This window comes from Burkholderia sp. AU33803 (genome assembly GCF_002223095.1).
GTDB lineage: Bacteria > Pseudomonadota > Gammaproteobacteria > Burkholderiales > Burkholderiaceae > Burkholderia.
In genome coordinates, this window is sequence record NZ_NKFJ01000006.1 from 1,653,498 (window position 1) to 1,674,293 (window position 20,796).

At 65.6% G+C, this 20,796-nt stretch carries 12 protein-coding genes and 1 pseudogene; 12 read left to right on the forward strand and 1 reads right to left on the reverse strand.

Annotated elements, in window-relative coordinates:
• Positions 1-65 precede the first annotated feature (65 nt).
• From tssB to CFB41_RS24745, 12 genes and pseudogenes are all read left to right on the forward strand, one after another.
• Positions 66-620: a type VI secretion system contractile sheath small subunit gene (tssB, locus tag CFB41_RS24690; RefSeq protein WP_011355191.1), complete on the forward strand. Its 555-nt coding sequence runs from the start codon at positions 66-68 to the stop codon at positions 618-620.
• Positions 613-2,121 (forward strand): type VI secretion system contractile sheath large subunit, encoded by a 1,509-nt coding sequence (tssC, locus tag CFB41_RS24695; protein ID WP_089442466.1) that lies wholly within the window; start codon positions 613-615, stop codon positions 2,119-2,121. Before tssB ends, tssC begins: the two co-directional genes overlap by 8 nt.
• 70 nt (positions 2,122-2,191) lie before the next feature.
• Entirely contained in the window at positions 2,192-2,683 is a 492-nt protein-coding gene (locus tag CFB41_RS24700; protein ID WP_027791618.1) for a type VI secretion system tube protein Hcp, read from the forward strand.
• Positions 2,684-2,699: 16 nt separating this feature from the next.
• The gene (gene tssE, locus CFB41_RS24705) at positions 2,700-3,266 is read left to right on the forward strand and encodes a type VI secretion system baseplate subunit TssE (protein WP_256941162.1); all 567 of its coding nucleotides are present in this window, start codon (positions 2,700-2,702) and stop codon (positions 3,264-3,266) included.
• Positions 3,267-3,270: 4 nt separating this feature from the next.
• Positions 3,271-5,142, forward strand: coding sequence for a type VI secretion system baseplate subunit TssF (tssF, locus tag CFB41_RS24710; protein WP_089458234.1), 1,872 nt, complete (start codon positions 3,271-3,273; stop codon positions 5,140-5,142).
• A complete protein-coding gene (tssG, locus tag CFB41_RS24715; RefSeq protein WP_089458235.1) occupies positions 5,139-6,230 on the forward strand; it encodes a type VI secretion system baseplate subunit TssG in 1,092 nt (363 codons plus the stop codon). The genes tssF and tssG overlap by 4 nt, the downstream gene beginning before the upstream one ends.
• Positions 6,231-6,242: 12 nt before the next feature.
• Complete coding sequence (gene tssH, locus CFB41_RS24720; RefSeq protein WP_089458236.1) at positions 6,243-8,906, forward strand: type VI secretion system ATPase TssH; 2,664 nt, start codon at positions 6,243-6,245, stop codon at positions 8,904-8,906.
• Positions 8,903-11,107, forward strand: a complete 2,205-nt coding sequence (gene tssI, locus CFB41_RS24725; RefSeq protein ID WP_089458237.1) for a type VI secretion system tip protein TssI/VgrG — start codon at positions 8,903-8,905, stop codon at positions 11,105-11,107. The genes tssH and tssI overlap by 4 nt, the downstream gene beginning before the upstream one ends.
• A 15-nt stretch (positions 11,108-11,122) precedes the next feature.
• Entirely contained in the window at positions 11,123-12,391 is a 1,269-nt protein-coding gene (locus CFB41_RS24730) for a hypothetical protein (protein WP_089458238.1), read from the forward strand.
• A 12-nt stretch (positions 12,392-12,403) separates the two neighbouring features.
• Complete coding sequence (locus tag CFB41_RS24735; RefSeq protein ID WP_089458239.1) at positions 12,404-17,002, forward strand: RHS repeat-associated core domain-containing protein; 4,599 nt, start codon at positions 12,404-12,406, stop codon at positions 17,000-17,002.
• Positions 17,003-17,199: 197 nt separating this feature from the next.
• Positions 17,200-17,511: pseudogene (locus tag CFB41_RS24740) on the forward strand (helix-turn-helix domain-containing protein); the annotation flags it as partial.
• Between the two features lie 10 nt (positions 17,512-17,521).
• Positions 17,522-18,415 carry a response regulator transcription factor gene (locus CFB41_RS24745; protein WP_256941163.1) on the forward strand — a complete coding sequence of 298 codons (894 nt, stop codon included), beginning with the start codon at positions 17,522-17,524 and terminating at the stop codon, positions 18,413-18,415.
• Here CFB41_RS24745 and CFB41_RS24750 read toward each other — a convergent pair.
• A complete protein-coding gene (locus CFB41_RS24750; RefSeq protein ID WP_089458241.1) occupies positions 18,382-20,424 on the reverse strand; it encodes a sensor histidine kinase in 2,043 nt (680 codons plus the stop codon). The genes CFB41_RS24745 and CFB41_RS24750 overlap by 34 nt on opposite strands.
• Between the last annotated feature and the right edge of the window lie 372 nt (positions 20,425-20,796).

Consider the following 20,796-nt stretch of genomic DNA (forward strand, 5'->3'; position numbering starts at 1 on the left):
AGCGCCGCCGCGACGCGGGCGGTGACGACGAACTGCGCAACCTGATCGATGTGAAGGAGTGGACGATGACGGACAGAACCAAGGCGGCAGGCAGCGGACAGAAGTTCATCGCGCGCAATCGGGCGCCGCGCGTGCAGATCGAGTACGACGTCGAGACCTACGGCGCGGAACGCAAGGTGCAGTTGCCGTTCGTGATGGGCGTGATTTCCGACCTGGCGGGCAAGCGCGCCGAGCCGTTGCCGGACTTGCCGGAGCGCAAGTTTCTCGAGATCGATGTCGACAACTTCGACGAGCGGATGAAATCGGTCGCGCCGCGCGTCGCGTTCCAGGTGCCGAACACGCTGACCGGCGAAGGGATGCTCAACGTCGACATGACGTTCGAGCAGATCGACGATTTCTCGCCGGCCGCGATCGCGCGCAACGTCGACGCGCTGCGCCGGCTGCTGGAGGCGCGCACCGAGCTGTCGAACCTGCTGTCGTACATGGACGGCAAGCACGGCGCCGAGCAGCTGATCGAGCGCGCGATCAACGATCCCGACCTGCTGAAGACGCTCGTGCGCAACCCGCACGAGCCCGCGCAGGGCGGCGACGCGACCCAACCGGAGGCCCGCGATGAATGATCCCGTCCAATCCCGTGCGGACACGCGCGACGCCGCGCAACCGGCCGTCGCGCACGACGAATTCGCCGCACTGCTGCAGAAGGAGTTCAAGCCGAAGACGGCCGAGGCGCGCGAGTCGGTCGAGCGCGCGGTGCGCACGCTCGCGCAGCAGGCGCTCGAACACACGGTCGGCATGACGACCGATGCATATGGCAGCGTGAAGCAGATCATCGCGGAGATCGACCGCAAGCTGTCCGAGCAGATCAACCAGATCCTGCATCACAACGAGTTCCAGACGCTCGAAGGCGCGTGGCGCGGGCTGCACTACCTCGTCACGCACACCGAGACCGACGAGCTGCTGAAGATCAAGGCGCTGCCGGCGTCGCGCAACGAGGTCGCGCGGGTGCTGAAGCGCTACAAGGGCGTCGCGTGGGACCAGAGCCCGCTGTTCCGCAAGATCTACGAGGAGGAATACGGGCAGTTCGGCGGCGAGCCGTTCGGCTGCCTGGTCGGCGATTTCCATTTCAACCACAGCCCGCCGGACGTCGAGATGCTCGGCGAGCTGTCGAAGATCGCGGCGGCCGCGCACGCGCCGTTCATCGCCGGTGCATCGCCGGAGCTGATGCAGATGGATTCGTGGCAGGAGCTGTCGAACCCGCGCGACCTGACGAAGATCTTCCAGAACACCGAATACGCGGCGTGGCGCAGCCTGCGGCAGTCGGAGGATTCGCGCTACATCGGCCTCGCGATGCCGCGCTTTCTCGCGCGGCTGCCGTACGGCGCGCGCACCAACCCGGTCGACGAATTCGACTTCGAGGAAGACACCGACGCCGCGAACCACGACCGCTACACGTGGGCGAACTCGGCGTATGCGATGGCCGCGAACATCAACCGCTCGTTCAAGCAGTTCGGCTGGTGTTCGTCGATCCGCGGCGTCGAATCGGGCGGGGCGGTCGAAGGGCTGCCGAGCCACACGTTCCCGACCGACGACGGCGGCGTCGATCAGAAATGCCCGACCGAGATCGCGATCAGTGACCGCCGCGAGGCCGAGCTCGCGAAAAACGGCTTCATGCCGTTCGTACACCGGAAGAACTCGGATTTCGCGGCGTTCATCGGCGCGCAGTCGCTGTACCAGCCGGCCGAGTACCACGATCCCGACGCGACCGCGAACGCGCGGCTGTCCGGCCGCCTGCCGTACCTGTTCGCGTGCTGCCGCTTCGCGCATTACCTGAAGTGCATCGTGCGCGACAAGATCGGCTCGTTCCGCGAACGCGACGACATGGAGCGCTGGCTGAACGACTGGATCATGAACTACGTCGACGGCGACCCCATCAACTCGTCGCAGGAAACCAAGGCGCGCAAGCCGCTCGCGGCCGCGCAGGTGGTGGTCGAGGAGGTCGAGGACAACCCCGGCTACTACACGTCGAAATTCTTCCTGCGGCCGCACTACCAGCTCGAAGGGCTCACGGTGTCGCTGCGGCTCATCTCGCGGCTGCCGACCGCGAAGGCGGCCAACGAGTGAGGGCAGAGCAAGCAACGATCGGCATTCAACGCGGCATTCATCCTGACATCGCACTGAAACGGAGACGGCAATGGGCGTGGCAATGTTTATGAAGGTGGACGGCGTGACCGGCGAATCGGCGGACGCGCAGCACAAGGGCTGGACCGACATCCAGTCGTTCACGTGGGGCGCGAGCCAGCCGGGCGCGATGGCGAGCGGCAGCGGCGGCAACGCGGGCAAGGCGAGCTTCAACGATCTCGTCGTCGCCGCGTACATGGACAAGGGCGCGCCCGCGATCATCAAGAACTGCGCGAACGGCAAGCATCTGTCGTCGGTCGAGATCTCCGCGTGCAAGACGGGCGGCACGCAGGTCGAGTTCATGCGCGTGACGCTGCAGGAGGTGCTCGTCACGTCCGCGCAGGTCGCGGGCATCGATCCGGGCGACGTCGCCGACCGGCTGATGATGCATTACGGCTTCCAGGCCGCGAAGGTGAAGAAGCAGTACTGGCAGCAGAACGACAACGGCGGCAAGGGCGCGGAGGTGACCGTCGGCTGGAACATCAAGGAAAACACCGAGATGTGACGGCGCGGAGATGACGATGGACGACCCGCGAACCCGCGATGGCGGCAGCGGTCGCGATGGCCGGGAAGGCAGCCTGCGCGACCGGCTCCAGCCCGCGCTGCTCGACCGGCTCACCGACGACAAGCCGCAGCGCGCCGCCGAAGCGCCCGGCGCGCAGTGGATCGGCACCGAACGCCTGCGTGCGGCCGTGCTGCGCGATCTCGCGTGGCTGCTCAACACGCGCAACGCCGAGGACGGCTTCGTCGACTGGTCGGCGTTCGCGCACGCGCAGGCATCGGTGCTCAACTACGGGATGCGGCCGCTCGTGGGCAAGCCGATGTCGGGCGTCGAGCGGATGTCGGTCGAGGCGTCGATCCGCGACGCGATCCTCCGCTTCGAGCCGCGCATCGCGCCCGACAGCGTCGAAGTCCGCAGCGTGATCGACGCGGCCGGCGGCCGCGCCGGCGAACGGCGCCACAACGTGTTGCTGTTCGAGATTCGCGGCACGCTGTGGTCGATCCCGCATCCGCTCGAATTCGTGCTGCGCTCCGACCTCGATCTCGAGACGGGCGCGATGTCGCTGCAATCGATGGCGGGGGCCTGACGCGATGGATACGCGCCTGCTCGACTACTACAACCGCGAACTCGCGTACCTGCGCGAGCTCGGCGGCGAATTCGCGCAGCAGTTCCCGAAAGTGGCCGCGCGGCTGCGGCTCAACGAATCGGGGCCGCCCGATCCGTACGTCGAGCGGCTGCTCGAAGGCTTCAGCTTCCTCACCGCGCGCGTGCAGCTCAAGATGGACGCCGAGTTTCCGCGTTTCACGCAGGCGCTCCTCGATGCCGTGTATCCCGGCTATATCGCGCCGCTGCCGTCGATGGCGATCGTGCGGTTCGCGCCGCTGCTGAACGAAGGCAGCCTTGCGCAAGGCTGGCGGCTGCCGGCCGGCACCGCGTTGCGCGCGCGTCCGGCCGCGTCCGAGCAGACCGCGTGCGAATTCCGCACCGCGCACGACCTGACGCTGTGGCCGCTCGAACTGACCGATGCGACCGTCACCGGCGCGCCGTCGTGGCTGCCGCGCGGCGCGTTCGCCGCGCGGCAGGACGTGCGCGGCGCGCTGCGCATCCGGTTGGAGGCGCGCGGCGGTGCCAAACTCGCCCAGTTGCCGCTCGACCGGCTGACGTTTCATCTCGCCGGCCCCGAGCGCGACGCGCTGCACCTGCTCGAACTGATCGCCGCGCATGCGCTCGGCGTCGTGTGCCACGATCCCGCGCAGCCGCCGCGCTGGCTGCATACGCTCGACGCCGACGCGATCGTCCACGAGGGCTTCGATCCCGCCCAGGCGATCCTGCCCGACGACGGCCGCAGCTTCCACGGCTACCGGCTGCTGCGCGAGTATTTCGCGTTTCCGGCGCGCTTCCTGTTCTTCAGCATCGGCGGGCTGCGCGCCGCGCTCGCGCGTGCGACCGGCGACGCGTTCGAACTGACCGTGCTGTTCGATCGCCACGATGCGGCGCTCGAAGCGGCCGTCAGCGCGAAACACCTCGCGCTGAACTGCACGCCGGCCGTGAACCTGTTCGCGCGCCGCGCCGACCGCATTCCGCTGCAGCCGGGCGCGCGCGAGCACCATGTCGTCGTCGATCGCAGCCGGCCGCTCGACTATGAGGTCTATGCGGTGCAGCGGCTCGCGAGCGAGCAGCGTGACGACGGCCAGTCACGCGAATTCCGGCCGTTTCACGCGTCGTTCGCGAGCGACGACGGCAACCATGGCGCGTACTACACGGTGCGGCGCGAACCGCGGCTGGTGTCCTCGCAGGCACGCGCGAACGGCACGCGCACCGGCTACGTCGGCAGCGAGACCTACGTGTCGCTCGTCGACAGCCAGTGCGCGCCGTACGATGAAACGATGCGCTACCTGGCGGCCGACACGCTGTGCACGAACCGCGATCTCGTGCTGCTGCAGCCACCCGGCGACGCGAACACGTTCACGCTGCGCGTGTCGGCTCCGGTCGAAAGCATCGTCGCGATCCGCGGCCCGTCGCGGCCTCGGCCGCCGATCGCCGATGCGCAAACCGCGTGGCGGCTGATCCGCCATCTCGGGCTCGCCCGGCACACGCTGACCGATCTCGACGACGACGAGGGCGCGCATGCGCTGCGCGAACTGCTCGGCCTGCATGCCGACCCGGCCGATGCCGCGATGCGCCGGCAGATCGACGGCGTGCTGCGCGTGGCGTTCTCGCCGGTGTTCCGCCGGCTGCCGGCGTCCGGGCCGCTGATGTTCGGGCGCGGCGTGCAGGTCGACGTGACCGTCGACGATCATGCGTTCTCCGGCGACAGCCCATTCCTGCTCGGCGCGGTGCTCGAACAGTTCTTCGCGCGCCACGTGTCGATCAACGCGTTCGCCGAATGCGTGATGACCAGTGCGCAGCGCGGCACGCTCGCACACTGGCCGGCGCGCATCGGCAGGCGGCCCGCGATATGAAGCGTGATATGTCTCCGGCCGCCGAAGCCGCACGCCGCGATGCGTGGTGGGCACGCCTGCGCGCCGCGCCGCACGGCTACGACCTGTTCCAGGCGCTGCGCTGGCTCGATGCGCTGTCGCCCGGCCGCGCGCCGCTCGGCCATGCGACGCGGCCGCGTGACGAGCCGGTGCGGCTCGGGCAGCAGCCGTCGCTCGCGTTTGCGGCGTCGATGCTGGCCGGCGTGAGCGGCGAGGGCAGCGGCATGCCGCCGCGCATCGCGATCCACGGGTTCGGGCTGTTCGGCCCGAACGGGCCGCTGCCGACGCACCTGACCGAATACGCGCACGAACGCGCGGCGCAGCACGACGACCCGACGTTCGCCGCGTTCGCCGACCTGTTCCATCACCGTCTGATCCTGCTGTTCTACCGCGCGTGGGCCGATGCGCAGCCGACGGTGAGCCTCGATCGCCCGGAACGCGCACGGTTCGACGGTTATGTCGCGAGCCTGATCGGGCGGGCGGCGCAGGGCGACAAGCCCGTCACGAAAGCCGCCACTCACGCCGACGCCGACACGCTCGCGCCGCATGCGCGCTATTTCCACGCAGGCCATCTCGTGCGCCACACACGCAACCCGGAAGGGCTCGTGCAGATCCTGCGGCGGCATTTCGGTGTCGAGGCGCGCATCGTCGAGCACGTGCCGCAGTGGGTCGCGATCGAACGTTCGCAGCGCTGCACGATCCGCGCGACGCGGCCGACGTTGCGGGTCGGCGCCGTCGCGCTCGGCGTCGCGGTGCGTGATGCGCAGTCGCGCTTCCGGATCGTGCTCGGCCCGCTGTCGCTCGGTGCCTACCGCCGTTTCCTGCCGGGCGGCCCGCATGCGCGGCAGCTCGCGCAATGGGTGCGCGAATACGTCGGCATCGAGTTCGACTGGGACGTGCAGCTCGAACTGGCGGCCGACGCGGTGCCGGCGATCGCGCTCGGCGCGGCGCAGGGCATCGGCCGCACCGCGTGGCTCGGGCAACGGCTCGACCCCGGCCCCGCGCGCGACCTCGTCGTCCGCTACGACGTGCGGCGCGGCGGCGCCCCCCTTCATCGCGAAACCGCCTAAACGGGAACCGTCATGTCCGATATCGGCCGCGCCAACGTGTTCGGAAAGCTGAATCCGTTCCTCTACGAGACGCTCGAGCAGGCGACCGGCTTCTGCCGGCTGCGCGGCAATCCGTACGTCGAGCTCGCGCACTGGTTCAAGCAGATGCTGCAGCGGCCCGACGGCGACCTGCCGCGCGTGCTGCGCCACTTCGGCGTGGACGACGCCGCGCTCGACCGCGGGCTCGTTACCGCGCTCGACAAGCTGCCGCGCGGCGCGGGCTCGGTGTCGGATCTGTCCGTGCACATCGACGATGCGGTCGAACGCGCGTGGGTCTACGCGACGCTGAAGTACGACGCGACGCGCATTCGCGGCGCGGTGCTGCTGCTCGCGATCCTGAAGACACCGCAGTTGCGCAACGTGCTGCTGGCGATCACGCGCGAATTCGAGCGCATCGTGCCGGACGTGCTAGCCGACGAACTCGCGTCGATCGTCGAAGGCTCGCCCGAAGCGCCACCGGCCGGGCACACGGCGCCGGGCGGCGACATGACGATGCGCGGCGCGACCGCCGCCGCCGCCGACGGCTCGGCGCTCGCGCGCTTCGCCGTCGATCTGACCGCCCGCGCACGGGCCGGCGAGATCGATCCGGTGATCGGGCGCGATCCGGAGATTCGCCAGATCGTCGACATCCTGCTGCGACGCCGGCAGAACAACCCGCTGCTGGTCGGCGAGGCCGGCGTCGGCAAGACGGCGGTCGCCGAAGGCTTCGCGCTGCGGATTGCCGCCGGCGACGTGCCGCCGTCGCTGCAGGACGTCGCGCTATACCTGCTCGACATCGGGCTGCTGCAGGCCGGCGCGAGCGTGAAGGGGGAATTCGAGAGCCGGCTGCGCGGCGTGATCGACGAAGCGATGTCGTCCGAGCGGCCCGCGATCCTGTTCATCGACGAAGTCCACACGCTCGTCGGCGCGGGCGGGGCCGCCGGCACCGGCGACGCCGCGAACCTGCTGAAGCCCGCGCTCGCCCGCGGCCTGCTGCGCACGATCGGCGCGACCACGTGGTCCGAGTACAAGCAGTACATCGAGAAGGACCCGGCGCTGACGCGACGCTTCCAGCTCGTGCACGTCCATGAACCGGAGGAAGCGGCCGCGCTGGCGATGCTGCGCGGCCTCGCCGGGAAGCTCGAGGCCCATCACCGCGTGCTCGTGCTCGACGACGCGCTGGAGGCCGCCGTCGCGCTGTCGCACCGTTACATTCCCGCTCGCCAGTTGCCGGACAAGGCGATCAGCCTGCTCGATACGGCCTGCGCGCGCGTCGCCGTCAGCCAGCACGCGGTACCCGCGCCGATCGAAGACGCGCGGCGCCGCATCGACAGCCTGCGCGTCGAACAGGAGCGGATCGGACGCGAATGCGCTCTCGGCACCGGCGATACCGCGCGGCGCGATGCGATCGAGCACGACATTGCCGTCGCCCGGACCGAACTCGACCGGCTCGACACCCGCTGGCAAACCGAACGCGACGCCTTGACCGCGATCGTCGATGCCCGTGCGTTGCTGCTCGACGACGATCCGCCCCACGCACTCGATGCGGATGCACGCGCTACGGCACAAACCCGTCTCTCGGCCGCGCAGCAGGCGCTGGCCGACCTGCAGGGCGATGCGCCGCTCGTGCTGCCCGCCGTCGACCCACACGCGGTGGCCGCCGTCGTGGCCGACTGGACCGGCATTCCGCTCGGCCGCATGGTGCGCGACGAAACGCAGGCCGTGCTGAAGCTCGCCGATACGCTCGGCGAGCGCGTCGTCGGCCAACAGCACGCGGTCGAACTGATTGCCGAGCGCATCCAGACCGCGCGCGCCAAGCTCGACGATCCGAAGAAACCGCATGGCGTGTTCCTGCTGTGCGGACCGTCCGGCGTCGGCAAGACCGAGACCGCGCTCGCGCTGGCCGACACGCTGTACGGCGGCGAACACAACGCGATCACCATCAACATGAGCGAATTCCAGGAGGCGCATACGGTGTCGACGCTGAAGGGCGCACCGCCCGGCTACGTCGGCTACGGGCAGGGCGGCGTGCTCACCGAATCCGTACGCCGCCGCCCGTACAGCGTCGTGCTGCTCGACGAGATCGAGAAGGCGCACCGCGACGTGCACGAGATTTTCTTCCAGGTATTCGACAAGGGCTGGATGGAGGACGGCGAGGGGCGCGACATCGATTTCCGCCACACGGTGATCCTGCTGACCTCGAACGTCGGCGCCGATCGCGTGATGCAGCTGTGCCGCGACCCCGAGCGCCTGCCCGACGTGCAGACGCTCGCCGATGCGCTGCGCGCGCCGCTGCTCGACGTCTTTCCCGCCGCGCTGCTCGGGCGGTTGACCGTCGTGCCGTACTACCCGCTCACCGACGCGACGCTCGCGCGGATCGTCGCCTTGCAATTGCGGCGGATCGCGCAGCGGATCGACGCGCACCACGGCATCCGGCTGCGCTGCACCGATGCGGCGAACGCGCTGGTCGTCGAGCGTTGCCGGACGATCGAATCCGGCGGCCGGATGGTCGACGCGATCCTCACGCACACCGTGATGCCGCGCATCGGCCGCGCGATCCTGCAGGCCACGCTCGAGGGCCGCACGCTGTCGTCGATCGAGCTGAGCGCTGCCGACGGCGAATTCACGTACCGGTTCGACGAGGAGGAAACGACTTGAATCGCGTATTCACACTCGACACCCCGCACGGCGACGGCCTCAAGTTCCATACGCTCGACGGCAGCGATGAACTCGGCCGCCTGTTCGAATACCGGATCGAGGCGCTCGCCGACAGTCACAGCCTGTCGCTGAAGGACCTGCTCGGCAAGCCCGTGACGGTGCGGATCGAACAGCAGGACCTGTCGACCCGCTACCTGAACGGGATCGTTGCGCGCGCATCGCTGTCCGGCCGGCGCGCCGAGCGCTACTACGGCTACGAACTGATCGTGCGCCCGTGGCTGTGGCTCGCGACGCGCCGCTCCGATTGCCGGATCTTCCAGAACAAGACCGTGCCCGAGATCGTGCAGGAGGTGCTGTCGACGTACGGTTTTCCGATCGAGAACCACCTCGCCGAATCGTATGTGCCGCGCGACTATTGCGTGCAGTACAACGAGACCGATGCCGCGTTCGTGTCGCGGCTGATGGAGTTCGAGGGGATCTACTTCTGGTTCCGGCATGCGGCGGACACGCATACGCTGATGCTCGGCGACGCGATGTCGTCGCATACCGTGCTGCCCGGCTACGAGACGATTCCGTACATCGCGCGCGACCGCACCGCGATCGCCGACGAGGAGCACATCGACGGCTGGCTGCCGGCGCAGGCGGTGAGCGTCGGCCGGCACCAGACCACCGACTACGACTATACGAAGCCGCGCGCCGATCTTTCGTCGCAGAAGGTCGATCCGCGTGGGCACGATCACGACAGTTTTGCTTCGTTCGAGTGGCCGGGGGGATATCGCGACGATGCGCCCGGAGCGCATTACAGCCGCGTGCGGCTCGAGGAACAGCAGGCGGAACATGAGCGGGCGAACGCCGATACCGATGTGCGGGGTGTCGCGCCCGGTTATCTGTTCACGCTCGAACATTGCCCGCGTGCGGACCAGAACCGCGAGTACCTGATCGTGCGGTGCCAGTACCGGTTTCAGGAGAACGCGTATGCGAGCGACCAAGGCGCGGAGGCTGTCGTCCATCAGACGATGATGCTCGTGCAGCCGACGAGCCTGCCTTACCGGTCGCCGCGCGAGACGCCGCGGCCACGCACCAACGGGCCGCAGACGGCCACCGTCGTCGGGCCGCCGGGAGAGGAAATCTGGACCGACCAGTATGGGCGCGTGAAGCTGCAGTTCCGCTGGGACCGGTACGGGCAAAGCAACCAGGATTCGTCGTGCTGGGTGCGGGTGTCGAGTCCGTGGGCCGGAGGTGGGTTCGGGGGTGTGCAGATTCCGCGGGTGGGCGATGAGGTGGTGGTCGATTTTCTCAATGGCGATCCCGATGAGCCGATCGTCACCGGGCGGGTTTTCAACGGCGAGAAGATGCCGCCGTGGGGGTTGCCCGGAAGTGCGACGCAGAGCGGGCTGTTGTCGCGGTCGTCGCCGGGTGGAACGACCGACCACGCCAATGCATTCCGGTTCGAGGACAAGAAGGGCGCCGAGCAACTGTGGATGCATGCCGAGCGAAATTTCGATGCGGAGACGGAGCTCGATCATTCGCTGTCCGTCGGGAACAACCATACGCATACGGTCGGGAACGACGAAACGATGCAGGTGAAGAACAACCGGCAACGGAGTGTCGGGCAAAACGAGACGGTGAATATCGGGCAGAACCGGGTCGCGCAGATCGGGGCGAATGAGACGCATGGCGTTGTCGGCAACCGGACGAGGACGGTCGGGCAGAACGAAACGGTGACGATCGCCGCGAATCGCGACGCGACCATCGGTGGCGTGCATACCGAGACGGTCGCCAAAGCCAAGACCGAAACGATCGGCGAGGGCAAGACGTTGAGCGTCGCGCAGCTTTATCACACGACGTCTCAGGACATGAAGACGCAGGTCGCGTCCACGCATACCGAGGAAATCGGCACGCGAACGTCGACGATCTCGAACGCCCATACGCACACGGTCGGCGGCGAACACACCGTCAACGTCGGTGCGAGCCATACCACGAACGTGCAGCATCAGGTGACCGTCAACGCCGGCGACCAGCTTTCGCTCGTCTGCGGGATGTCCAGCATCGTGATGAAGCGCGACGGCACGATCACGATCCAGGGCGTCAAGGTTGCATCGACCGGCTCCGAAAGCCACAGCGTGCGCGGAACGACGGTGACGTCGTCGGCCACGGGCGAGCACACGGTCGAAGGCACCGTCCTGAAACTGAACCCGTGACGGAGGTCCACACGAATGCAGCAGAACTGGCAGCCGACCAATCCGGTAGAGCGCAGGTTCATGGATGCGCATACGGACTGGATGCGTTTCGCGAAAGACAAAGCCGCGCGGTTGATGGTGTGGCACACGAACGAAACGGATTCACCGCTTGTGCGGTTGTATTTTCAGGCGCAGGAAGACACGTCGTGTGCGGTTCGAACCATGCGCACGGCGTTCGTGGCCGAAGCGCAGTATGCACAGGCGCTGGCCGACGAGCTGATCACCTTCTACGATAGCCGCCGGGATGCTTCCGACGCAGCGGGGATCCGGGCCGACTGGCAGCCGCCGTTTTTCGACGGTGCCGATCCGGTGCATTACCTGCTTACCGTGGCCGCCAGCCTGATCGAACATCATCCGGAGGTGTTTCCTGCGCTGGTATTCGTGCTTGCGCCGTCCCGGACGGATGACGAACCCGCATGGATGCGGTGGATGGATGGCCTGCTGTCGACCCTCGCTGCGACCCCGCGGCTCGGTGAACGCGTGCGCTTCGTCGTGCCGCGCACGGATATTGGACAGGTCGCACCACTGGTTCAGCGTCACCCGAAGCTCGTCAGCATCGTCCATGGCCGGTATTCGATGGCGAGCGTGCCGCGCGAACTGCTCGCGGAATCGGGCGAACGCGGATCGAGCGGCGAATTCCGGCGACTGTTCATCACGATGAGCGAGACGGTCAAAGACGGCAATCCCACCCGCCTGGAGGAACTCCGCGCGGCGGCGCTGAAGGTGGCCGAGCGTGAGAAGTGGTTCGACCAGTGCGTCGTCGTGCATCTGATTGCCGGTGCCGCGTATCTGAAATGGTGCGATCGCGAGCGTGCCGTCGATGCGTATCGGCAAGCAGCAGAAAGCGGCACGCATGCGGTGAACGCCGGACATCCGGCCGGCTGGAAGCTCGTCGCCAACGGATTGTTCGGCGAGGCGAGCGTGCATCTGATGGTGAAGGATCATGCGCGCGCCGCTTACTGCTACGAGCGGGCGGCCGCGTCGACGGCCGCCGCGCAGGATGCGTTGATGACCGTCGAAGCGTGGCGCATGAGCGCCGTATGCTGGGAGCGGGCAGGGGAGCGCGAGCACGCGCTGGAAGCCGGCTTCAATGCACTTGATGCGGGCTTGACGCTGGACGACGCGACACGCCTGAACAGCAACCTGCAGCTCGTCGTCGAGTGGATGGTGTCGCAGGTCGGGGCGTTCGACCGGCGTCGCGCCGAACTCCGCGAGAAAGTCGCCGCCTTGCGCGGCGGCCGCTGAACGGAGACGCCCATGGGATTGCCCGCGGTCAAACATCTCGATCCGGTCGTCGGTGTCGACCTGCATTCGGTATTGGTGGCGCCGAGTCCGACACCGGTATTCCTGCCGCATCCCCATGTCGGGTTCATGCTTGACCTGCGCGAATATGTGAACGCTGCATTGGGCGTCATTGGTGCGATCGCCTTCACGATCATCGAGGAAAAGGCGGTTGAATATCTTGAAGACCATCCGGACGACGCGAAGAAGCTCGAGGACACAGCCCATGCCGTTTCCGGCGAGCTTCAGAAACTGGCGAAGGATCCCACTGTTGCCCAAGCGTTGAAGGGAGCAAAGACTGCGGGCGATATCGCAAACGCGGTGGGGGCGGGCGTCGGGATGGGCAGCATCGCGGGTCGGCCGATCTTCGTAAACGGGATGCTGCGGGCGACCGCGGGTACGCATGCATTCCATGCGCCAGCGCTGCATTTTCCGCTCGGCGAATCGTTCGCGCCACCCGATCCGGACCCGTCGAACGACGCGGAAGCTTACATGGGCAGCAAGACCGTGCTCGCGAACAACGACCCGCTGGCGTTCCTGGCGCTGCCGGCGATGAGTTGCTGGGCGGTCGGGCTGGAGCCGCCGACGCACAACGGCGCGCATACGAAGCGCGAGCATCTGTCTCTGCCGACGTCGTTCATGCTGCCGATTCCGACCGGACGCCCCGTGCTGGTGGGCGGGCCGCCCATCGTCAACATGGTGGCGCTGGCGAAGGGATTGTTCAAAGCGTTTCGCGGATCGGAATGGGCGAGGGCGCTGGCGGACAAGCTGCATTTGAAGCCGGGGTTCTTGCGATGCAAGGTGCTGGGCGCCGATCCGGTGGACCTGACCACTGGAGAGGTCGTCATGCAGCAGCTCGATTTCACTATTGCGGGACGCCTGCCGCTCGTCTGGGACCGCCATTACTCCAGTCACGATAGGCGGTGCGGTACGGTGGGCTGGGGCTGGCAAACCCCTGCCGATATCCGGGTCGAGTTGATGCAGCACGCCGGCACGGTGGGGGTAGCGGCCTATTTCCCCGATCAAGCGACGGCCTTTGAGGTCGTGCCCGCTGATGCAGGCTGGCCCGCTCGGGTGTACGACGGGCGAAATGGTCATGTGCTCTATCGCAGAAGCCGCCTGCTGGTACTTCGCACGCGCATTGGCGTCGAGTATGAATTCACGTTGCCGGCACACTGGCAACATGGAATGGCGACACTCGCGGAAGGTGCTTCGTTCGCGCTGCCGGTCGACCGGATGACCGATCTCAACGGCAATGCATGGGTATTCGAGCGCAGATCGGACGGCACCCTGGCGCGGCTGACCGAGTGGAAGGGCGAAGAAGCAAGCGGGCGCGTGATCGAGTGTGAGGCCGAGGCGGGCGGCCAGGTCCGCGGTCCGGACCTGCTTGCCGCGCTGACGCTGGTCGATGCCGACGGCCACGTTCATCGGCTCGTCAGCTATGAGCACGACGACGACGGGAACCTGACAGCCGCGATCGATGCCATGAACCAGCCGCATCGATTCGCCTATGCCGACGGGCATCGGATGATACGGCACACGAACGCCAGTGGGATGTCCTTTCACTATAGCCATCGATGGCATGACGATGAGTCATGGCGAGTCGAGCATGCATGGGGAGACGAGGGCCTCTTCGATTACCACTTCGTCTACGATCTCGTGCATCGCGAAACCCGGATGACCAATTCTCTGGGACACACGACGATCCTGCAGACGAACGAACGCCGCATGCCGGTCTCTCGAGTCGATCCCCTTGGCCGTGTGTCGAGCTACCAATACGACGTGCATGGACGCACCAGCTCGGAAACCAACCCCGCCGGGGGCCGTACTGTCTGGGAGTACGACGCGCGCGGCAATCTGCTTGCCAAGACGTTGCCGGACAAGAGCGTCGTGCGTGTCGAGTACGACTCCGACTGTCAGCCGCTGTGCGTGACGGCATCCGGCGGGCGAACATGGCGCTACGCGTGGGATGAACGCGGCAACCTGCGGCGGCAAACGACGCCTTCTCAAGCCAGCATGCATTACGAGTACGATCAGCATGGTCAGCTCGTGGCGCGTACGGCATCCGACGGCGCGGTGACGCGCTTCAGCTACGATCGCGACGGCAATACTGAAACCGTAACCGATGCGCTTGGTCACCAGACCCTGTACACGCACGATGCACGATCCAATGTCACGCAGATCATCAGTGCATTGGGCGATCGGAGTCGCTACGAATACGATCGAAACGGCAACCTGACTCGAGTGATCGAGCCGACCGGGCGGGAGATCTTTTGCACCTACGATGCCAATGGCAATTTGACACGCTGCCTCGACGCGAACAGCTTCGTCACACGACTTGAATATTCGGCGCTGGGGCGAATCAGCAAACGGCTGACACCGGACGGAGCCGTGGTTGAATATCGCTACGACACCGAAGGGCAACTCGTTGGTGTGCTCGACGAGTGCGGCAAACTGTATCGACTCGTGCGTGATGCGCTGGGGAGAATTATCGAGGAAATCGATTACTGGGGACAATCGCACCGCTACGAATACGGAGTGATCGATGAGTTACGACACAGCACCGATCCGCTGGGACAGACCATCGATTACGAAACGGACGCGCTTGGTCGCATCTCGAAGAAGCACGTGCTGGATCCAAGGCGCCCCGATGGAATCCATACCGAGAAATATTCGTATGATGATGCCGGTAACCTGATCGTCGCGGAAAATCCGGATATGCGGATCGAGTTTCGATACGACGCCGTGGGCCGTATCGTCGAGGAAAAGCAGGGCGACTGCTTCGTGATTGCGAATACCTATGACGGGGTAGGCAATCGTATCGAACGTCGAAGCCGTTTCCAGGGGGATGCAGCAACGATCGCGCATACCGTCCGCTTTGCCTATGACGCTCTTGGCGCAGTCAGTGCGATCCAGATTGACGACGCCGCGCCGATGACGCTCACACGTGACGCACATGGGCGGATTCAGGTCGAACATCTTGCCGCCGAGTTGCGACACGAGTTGTCGTATACGTCGGACGGGCGGCTCGCCAAACAAAAACTGCTGAACGACACGGGTGCGTTGTTCGCGAGTGAATATCTTTATGACGCCAATGGCCAACTGATCGAGAAGCGTGACTCGCGACTTGGCGTTGAGCGCTATCAATACGATCCGGTGGGCAGGTTGACCGGACATCTCGATCCAACCGGCAAGTTGCATCGATTCCTGTCCGATCCGACCGGCGACCGATTGAAAACGCGCATCCTCAAGGAAAAACGGATCGATGTGTTCGACCACGAATCACCGGACGACACATGGATTCGGGAAGGCAGACTCGACGACTGTTACTACGCATTCGACATGGCCGGGCGTCTATTGCTGAGACGGGATCCGCAACAGGATCTAAGGCTACGGTGGAGCAACGACGGACTGTTGATCGAGACGTTAGTGGCGAACTCGATCAATGGCGCGTCGAGCATTCGCACATGCTACGTATATGACGCGTTTCATCGTCGCGTGAAGAAGGACACCTGGGTACAGCACGTACCTGGCGCACGCCTAGGCTCCACCTCTCCTTGCTCGACGTTGTCACGTACCAGTTATTTCTTCTGGGAGGGCGACGTGCTCGTAGCCGAGGTCTCGACAAGCGTTCAGGAAACCAACGAATCCGTGTCACAGATCATGTCGGTTCCGCAGCCATGCGAAGCAAAGGAGTGGATCTACTATCCAGGAACGGCTCAGCCGCTGGCGGGAATTCGTCTCGGCATTGCCGCGACGACGAAACACCTACCGCTCGATCCAGTGCCCGTCGTCGAGCAGACTCCCGCTGAATTGCATTTCTTTTCGACCGATCCCAATGGAGCACCAACAAGAGTCGTCAATAATGTCGGAAAGGTCGTCTGGGAAATGAGCCATCTTTCGGTAGAGGAGAGCACCGGCAACGGAATTCCAGTCGGGTTCGATCAGCCACTTCGTTTCCAGGGACAGTATCGCGATACGGAAACGGGGCTTCACTACAACAGGTTCCGCTATTTTGATCCCGTGATGGGCTGCTTCATCACACCGGATCCAATCGGGCTTGCCGGAGGGATCAATGTGTTTGCGTATGCACCTAACCCTCTAAACTGGGCGGACCCGCTGGGACTGACTCCGCATGTGCTGCAGGCGTGGATCGAACGTGGTGACAGGGTGCTTACTTCGCATATGTGGCAAGTCCAGAGCGGTGGGCTTACCCGGGAACAAGCCGGCCCGTGGGGGCTACGCTCACACACGGAGCCGGGCTACCTGGAACTGCACGACATCAGAATGGCGGTGCAGGAAGGAGACACCATCAGAATGGTAGGCACACTCGACCCATGCGAGCCTGGTTGTCGTCCCTATCTACGAGATATCGTATTCCGGGATCAAGTGACCGTCATCTATGACGCGACGGATACCAATTTGCGATGGACTTTCCGGCCAGCGCGCTTTGGCGAATTCGGCAGACGTCGCGCTGATGTTGTCGTAGAGGTGGAAAACCTGATCACCCACGAAACGACAACGCGGCGCCACTGGCTAAGTAACGCACTTAAATGGACGAGTGCGGGTTGCTGATGACGGGACTCAGTCAGCGCTTTGGAGAAGACCGTCGTTTGCCGTCCGCTCGGTGCGGTTCATATTTTACATAACGTGAATTATCGCTTGATTTGGTTGTAGTAGCTTTTTAGAAATGTCGTGTTCTAGCCATTTAGAAATGTCGCGTTTGGACCTCGGTAAGCTTGCCGGCTCCACGTCAGATCATGGAGCCGGCGATGCACCGAACAGCACTGGTGACATTGAACATGAGAGAACTCGACCGTCTGAAGGTAATCCAGGCCGTAGTGGATTTGGGCGTGAAGCCTGGCCGCGCGGCCGAACGCCTGGGCCTGACGGTCCGGCAGATCGAACGGCTGGTGATTCGATACCGGGAGTCTGGCGCGGTGGGCCTGACCTCGCGCAAGCGTGGCGGTCCCGGCAACCGGCGGCTGGATGCGGAGTTGGCCCAGCGGGCCCTGACGATCATCCGGGATCGCTACGCCGATTTCGGCCCGACGCTGACCTGCAAGAAGCCCTGGGACTGCCACGACAAACCTGGTGGCGCTCTACAGCGCCAAGTACAGCGTGTTTCGCAATAAAACGCCGGGCAAGATTGCCCCTAACCACGATCACAGCGGCCCCGGTCGGCTAAAATCCCCGCGCTTGCCAGGCGCAGGCGAATCCGGGGCCGATGACGGCGGCATCGCGCTACCCAGCGCGGCATTGCCGCCGATCTCGGCGGAAACAAAAGGCAGACCCCGCAACCACACAACGCGGATCCAAGGTAGCAGTATGGCCAAAGTGCTGTTGCTCGACGATGAAGTCGAGTTGCGCGAGGAAATCGCCGCGTTTCTGGAAAAACGCGGCTGGACGGTCGATCAGGCCGGCACGATCGCGGAGTTCCAGGAGCGGGCGTCGGATCTCGCATTTGCGATCATCGACGTGATGCTGCCCGACGGGAGCGGTTTCGACGCGGCCGTGTGGCTCAGAGCCCGGCATCGCGATTGCGGCATCGTCATGCTGACCGCACGCGGAGACACGCAGGACAAGATCGACGGCCTGATCGGCGGCGCCGATCACTATCTGGTCAAACCGGTGAAACTGCTCGAACTCGACGCCATTCTCCAGGCACTCGGCCGCCGGGTGGCGAACGACTGGCGGCTCGACTGTCAGGCCCGCGCACTGTCTGCGCCGGGCGGCGGCCGGCTCGATCTGTCGGCGAGCGAGATCGCCCTGCTCGCGCTGCTGGCGCGGCATCCGTCCAAGGCCGTCAGCCGGCGACAGATCGCGGAGGATTTCGGTTTCGACTGGGTCGACTACGACGAGCGCAGGCTGGAAACGATGGTCAGCCGCCTGCGGCAGCGCTGGCGAAGCGAGACGGGCTCCGAACTCCCGCTGAAGACCGTCCATCGCACCGGCTACACGTTCGCCGCGCCACTGATGCTCGCCTGAACGGCTACGGGCGCCCTGTCCGCGTTCGTGGGCAAAAAGACCGTCGCCCGGCACCCGTACCCCGCCTCGCTGACCAGATTCAACGTACCGCCCTGCATCTCGACCATGCGGCGCGCCAGCGGGAGGCCGAGGCCGGTACCCGGCTTGCGGCCCACGTTGCGGCCGCGATAGAACCGCTCGAATACATACGGCAGATCCGCCGGCGCGATGCCGGGGCCGTCGTCCTCGACTTCCAGCTCGACACCGCCCGGCACACGCCGCCCGCGCAACACGATCCGGGTGCCGCCAGGTGTGTATTTGACGGCGTTGTCGGCGAGCGTGCGCAGCACGAGACGCGTGAGGCTGCCGTCGCACACGAAGATCTCCGGCAGGTGTTTCGCGTCGATTTCGAGGCGGTGGCCGTCGGACAGCGCGCCGGCAGCCGTGGCCGCATCGTCGAGCAGCGCCGCCAGCCGGGTGTCGCCGATGCGGGTTCCGCGTCGCAGCAGCTCGAACCCGTCCTCGTGCAGCGAGTCATTGATCAGCACCGTCAAACGCTGCGTCGCGCGCAGGATCTTCTGGTAGCGCGACGACGTCAACGGATCGGCGCGGGAGTCGTCGAGGTCGAGATTCTGGGCAGTGGCGTCGATGACGGCCAGCGGCGTCCGCAGCTCATGCGACACGGTTGCCAGAAGCTGGCGCTGCTCGTCTTGCGCACGCTTTTCCAGCGCGAGCGACGCTTCCACCTGCTCCATTGCCTCCCTCAGCGCCTGGGTGCGCAGCGCGACCTTGGCTTCGAGATCGCGCTCGGCCTGGCGCGCGACACGCAATGCATCGGCCTGCGCCGCTTCCATCGCATTGCGCATCGCGTTGTAGCGCGAGCTGATCGCCGAATTCATGACGAGCATGAACGCGAGCATCCCCAGGTATCCGGCGTTGTCGGCGAGCAGCCCCGGCGGGATCCAGCCGACGTTGCGCGCAACACGCAATGCGCTGCCGGCGAGCAACAGCAACAGCACGAGCACGACGATGCGTGCGTGCCGGTATCCGCGGGCGGTGAGCCAGAGCGCAACGCCCATCGTGACGAGAATGACCGCCATCTGCCAGAACAGGTAGAGCGGTCGCACCCACCAGACATTGATGATCAGCATCAGCGGCGCGACAGCCAGCGCCACGACGATCGTCAGTGCGGCAAAAGCGATCGTCGGGCGCCGCCAGCGCCCGTTGAACAGGCCGAGGTAGTGCATCGTGAACAGCGTGCCGACCGGCGTGCTGAGCAGCCAGCTGATCAGGTAGACCGCATTGCTCGCGGCCGGAAAGCCCGGCAGCAGGTACTGATAGATGTAGCCTTCGGCGCCGAGCGCGGTGAGCAGGTTCACGACGACGCTCAGCGCGTAGAGCCCAAACGATACATCGCGCGTCACCCGGAACAGCCACAGGCTCGAGACGAACAGCACGAGATGCGCGGCGTCCAGCAGCCCGAACAGCAACGACTCCTTGCTCGTCGCGGAGATGAACGCGTCTGGCGACCACAGCGCCATCGAGAAACTCATGGTGCTGGTGCTGTGGATTCGGAGATAGAGCGTGACCGGCTGGTCCGCCGGAAGGTCCAGGCGAAATACGGGGTTGCGGTACGCAATGTCGCGTTGTTCCACCGGCTTGCGATCGCCTGCGACGTGGCGCTGGTATCCGCCGCCCGGCTTGGGCATGTACAGCGTGACGTCGTTCAGCAGCGACGACCGCAATTCCAGCAGCCACATCGGCGGTGCGCTCGCCGGGCGCATCACGGTCACGCGCAGCCACACCGCGCCGTTGACATAGCCGAGCGCGGGCTCCGACGTCTGGCCGACGAATGCGCGCGCGATCTCGGGCTGGGACATGCGCTCGACCGTGAGCGTGTTAGCCGGATCGCGCAACAGATCCCAGCCGTTCCGGATGCCGACCTGCCCTCCGTCCGGCAACGTAATCGGCGTTGCCGCGAAGGCCCCGGAGGCCCAGGTAATCAGGATGAGGAAGATGAGCCGGAGCATCGCGCGATTCGTACTGGTGTCTGCAATCGGGCGACACTATAACCGAACATGCGACGCCCGCCGGCACGCCGTTGACGTCCGCGCTCCGGATGTCAGAACTTGTCAGTTTTCGCTGCGCACGCTCATTTAAGATGCACGCCAATCAAGGAGGCCGGGCACGGTTCGCCGCCAGTGAGTGCCCCGACACCCTTGACCAGCAACGCTACCCTTGCCTACGCCCCGCACGACGACGGCGCATCGACGCCGACAACAACGATATGGCCGGGCTGGCGGCGGCATTCCGACGAGCAATGACAATAAATCAGGCACGAGGCGCTCGTTGGACGGCATGCCGTCGCCGTCGACCGACTGTCGGCAGGATTTGGCGGGCTT

What these genes read in the sequence shown, in the direction of transcription:
- tssB (WP_011355191.1), top strand. Translation starts at nt 66, where the DNA reads ATGACGGACAGAACCAAGGCGGCAGGCAGCGGACAGAAGTTCATCGCG.
- tssC (WP_089442466.1), top strand. Translation starts at nt 613, where the DNA reads ATGAATGATCCCGTCCAATCCCGTGCGGACACGCGCGACGCCGCGCAA.
- CFB41_RS24700 (WP_027791618.1), top strand. Translation starts at nt 2,192, where the DNA reads ATGGGCGTGGCAATGTTTATGAAGGTGGACGGCGTGACCGGCGAATCG.
- tssE (WP_256941162.1), top strand. Translation starts at nt 2,700, where the DNA reads ATGGACGACCCGCGAACCCGCGATGGCGGCAGCGGTCGCGATGGCCGG.
- tssF (WP_089458234.1), top strand. Translation starts at nt 3,271, where the DNA reads ATGGATACGCGCCTGCTCGACTACTACAACCGCGAACTCGCGTACCTG.
- tssG (WP_089458235.1), top strand. Translation starts at nt 5,139, where the DNA reads ATGAAGCGTGATATGTCTCCGGCCGCCGAAGCCGCACGCCGCGATGCG.
- tssH (WP_089458236.1), top strand. Translation starts at nt 6,243, where the DNA reads ATGTCCGATATCGGCCGCGCCAACGTGTTCGGAAAGCTGAATCCGTTC.
- CFB41_RS24730 (WP_089458238.1), top strand. Translation starts at nt 11,123, where the DNA reads ATGCAGCAGAACTGGCAGCCGACCAATCCGGTAGAGCGCAGGTTCATG.
- CFB41_RS24735 (WP_089458239.1), top strand. Translation starts at nt 12,404, where the DNA reads ATGGGATTGCCCGCGGTCAAACATCTCGATCCGGTCGTCGGTGTCGAC.
- CFB41_RS24750 (WP_089458241.1), bottom strand. Translation starts at nt 20,424, where the DNA reads ATGCTCCGGCTCATCTTCCTCATCCTGATTACCTGGGCCTCCGGGGCC.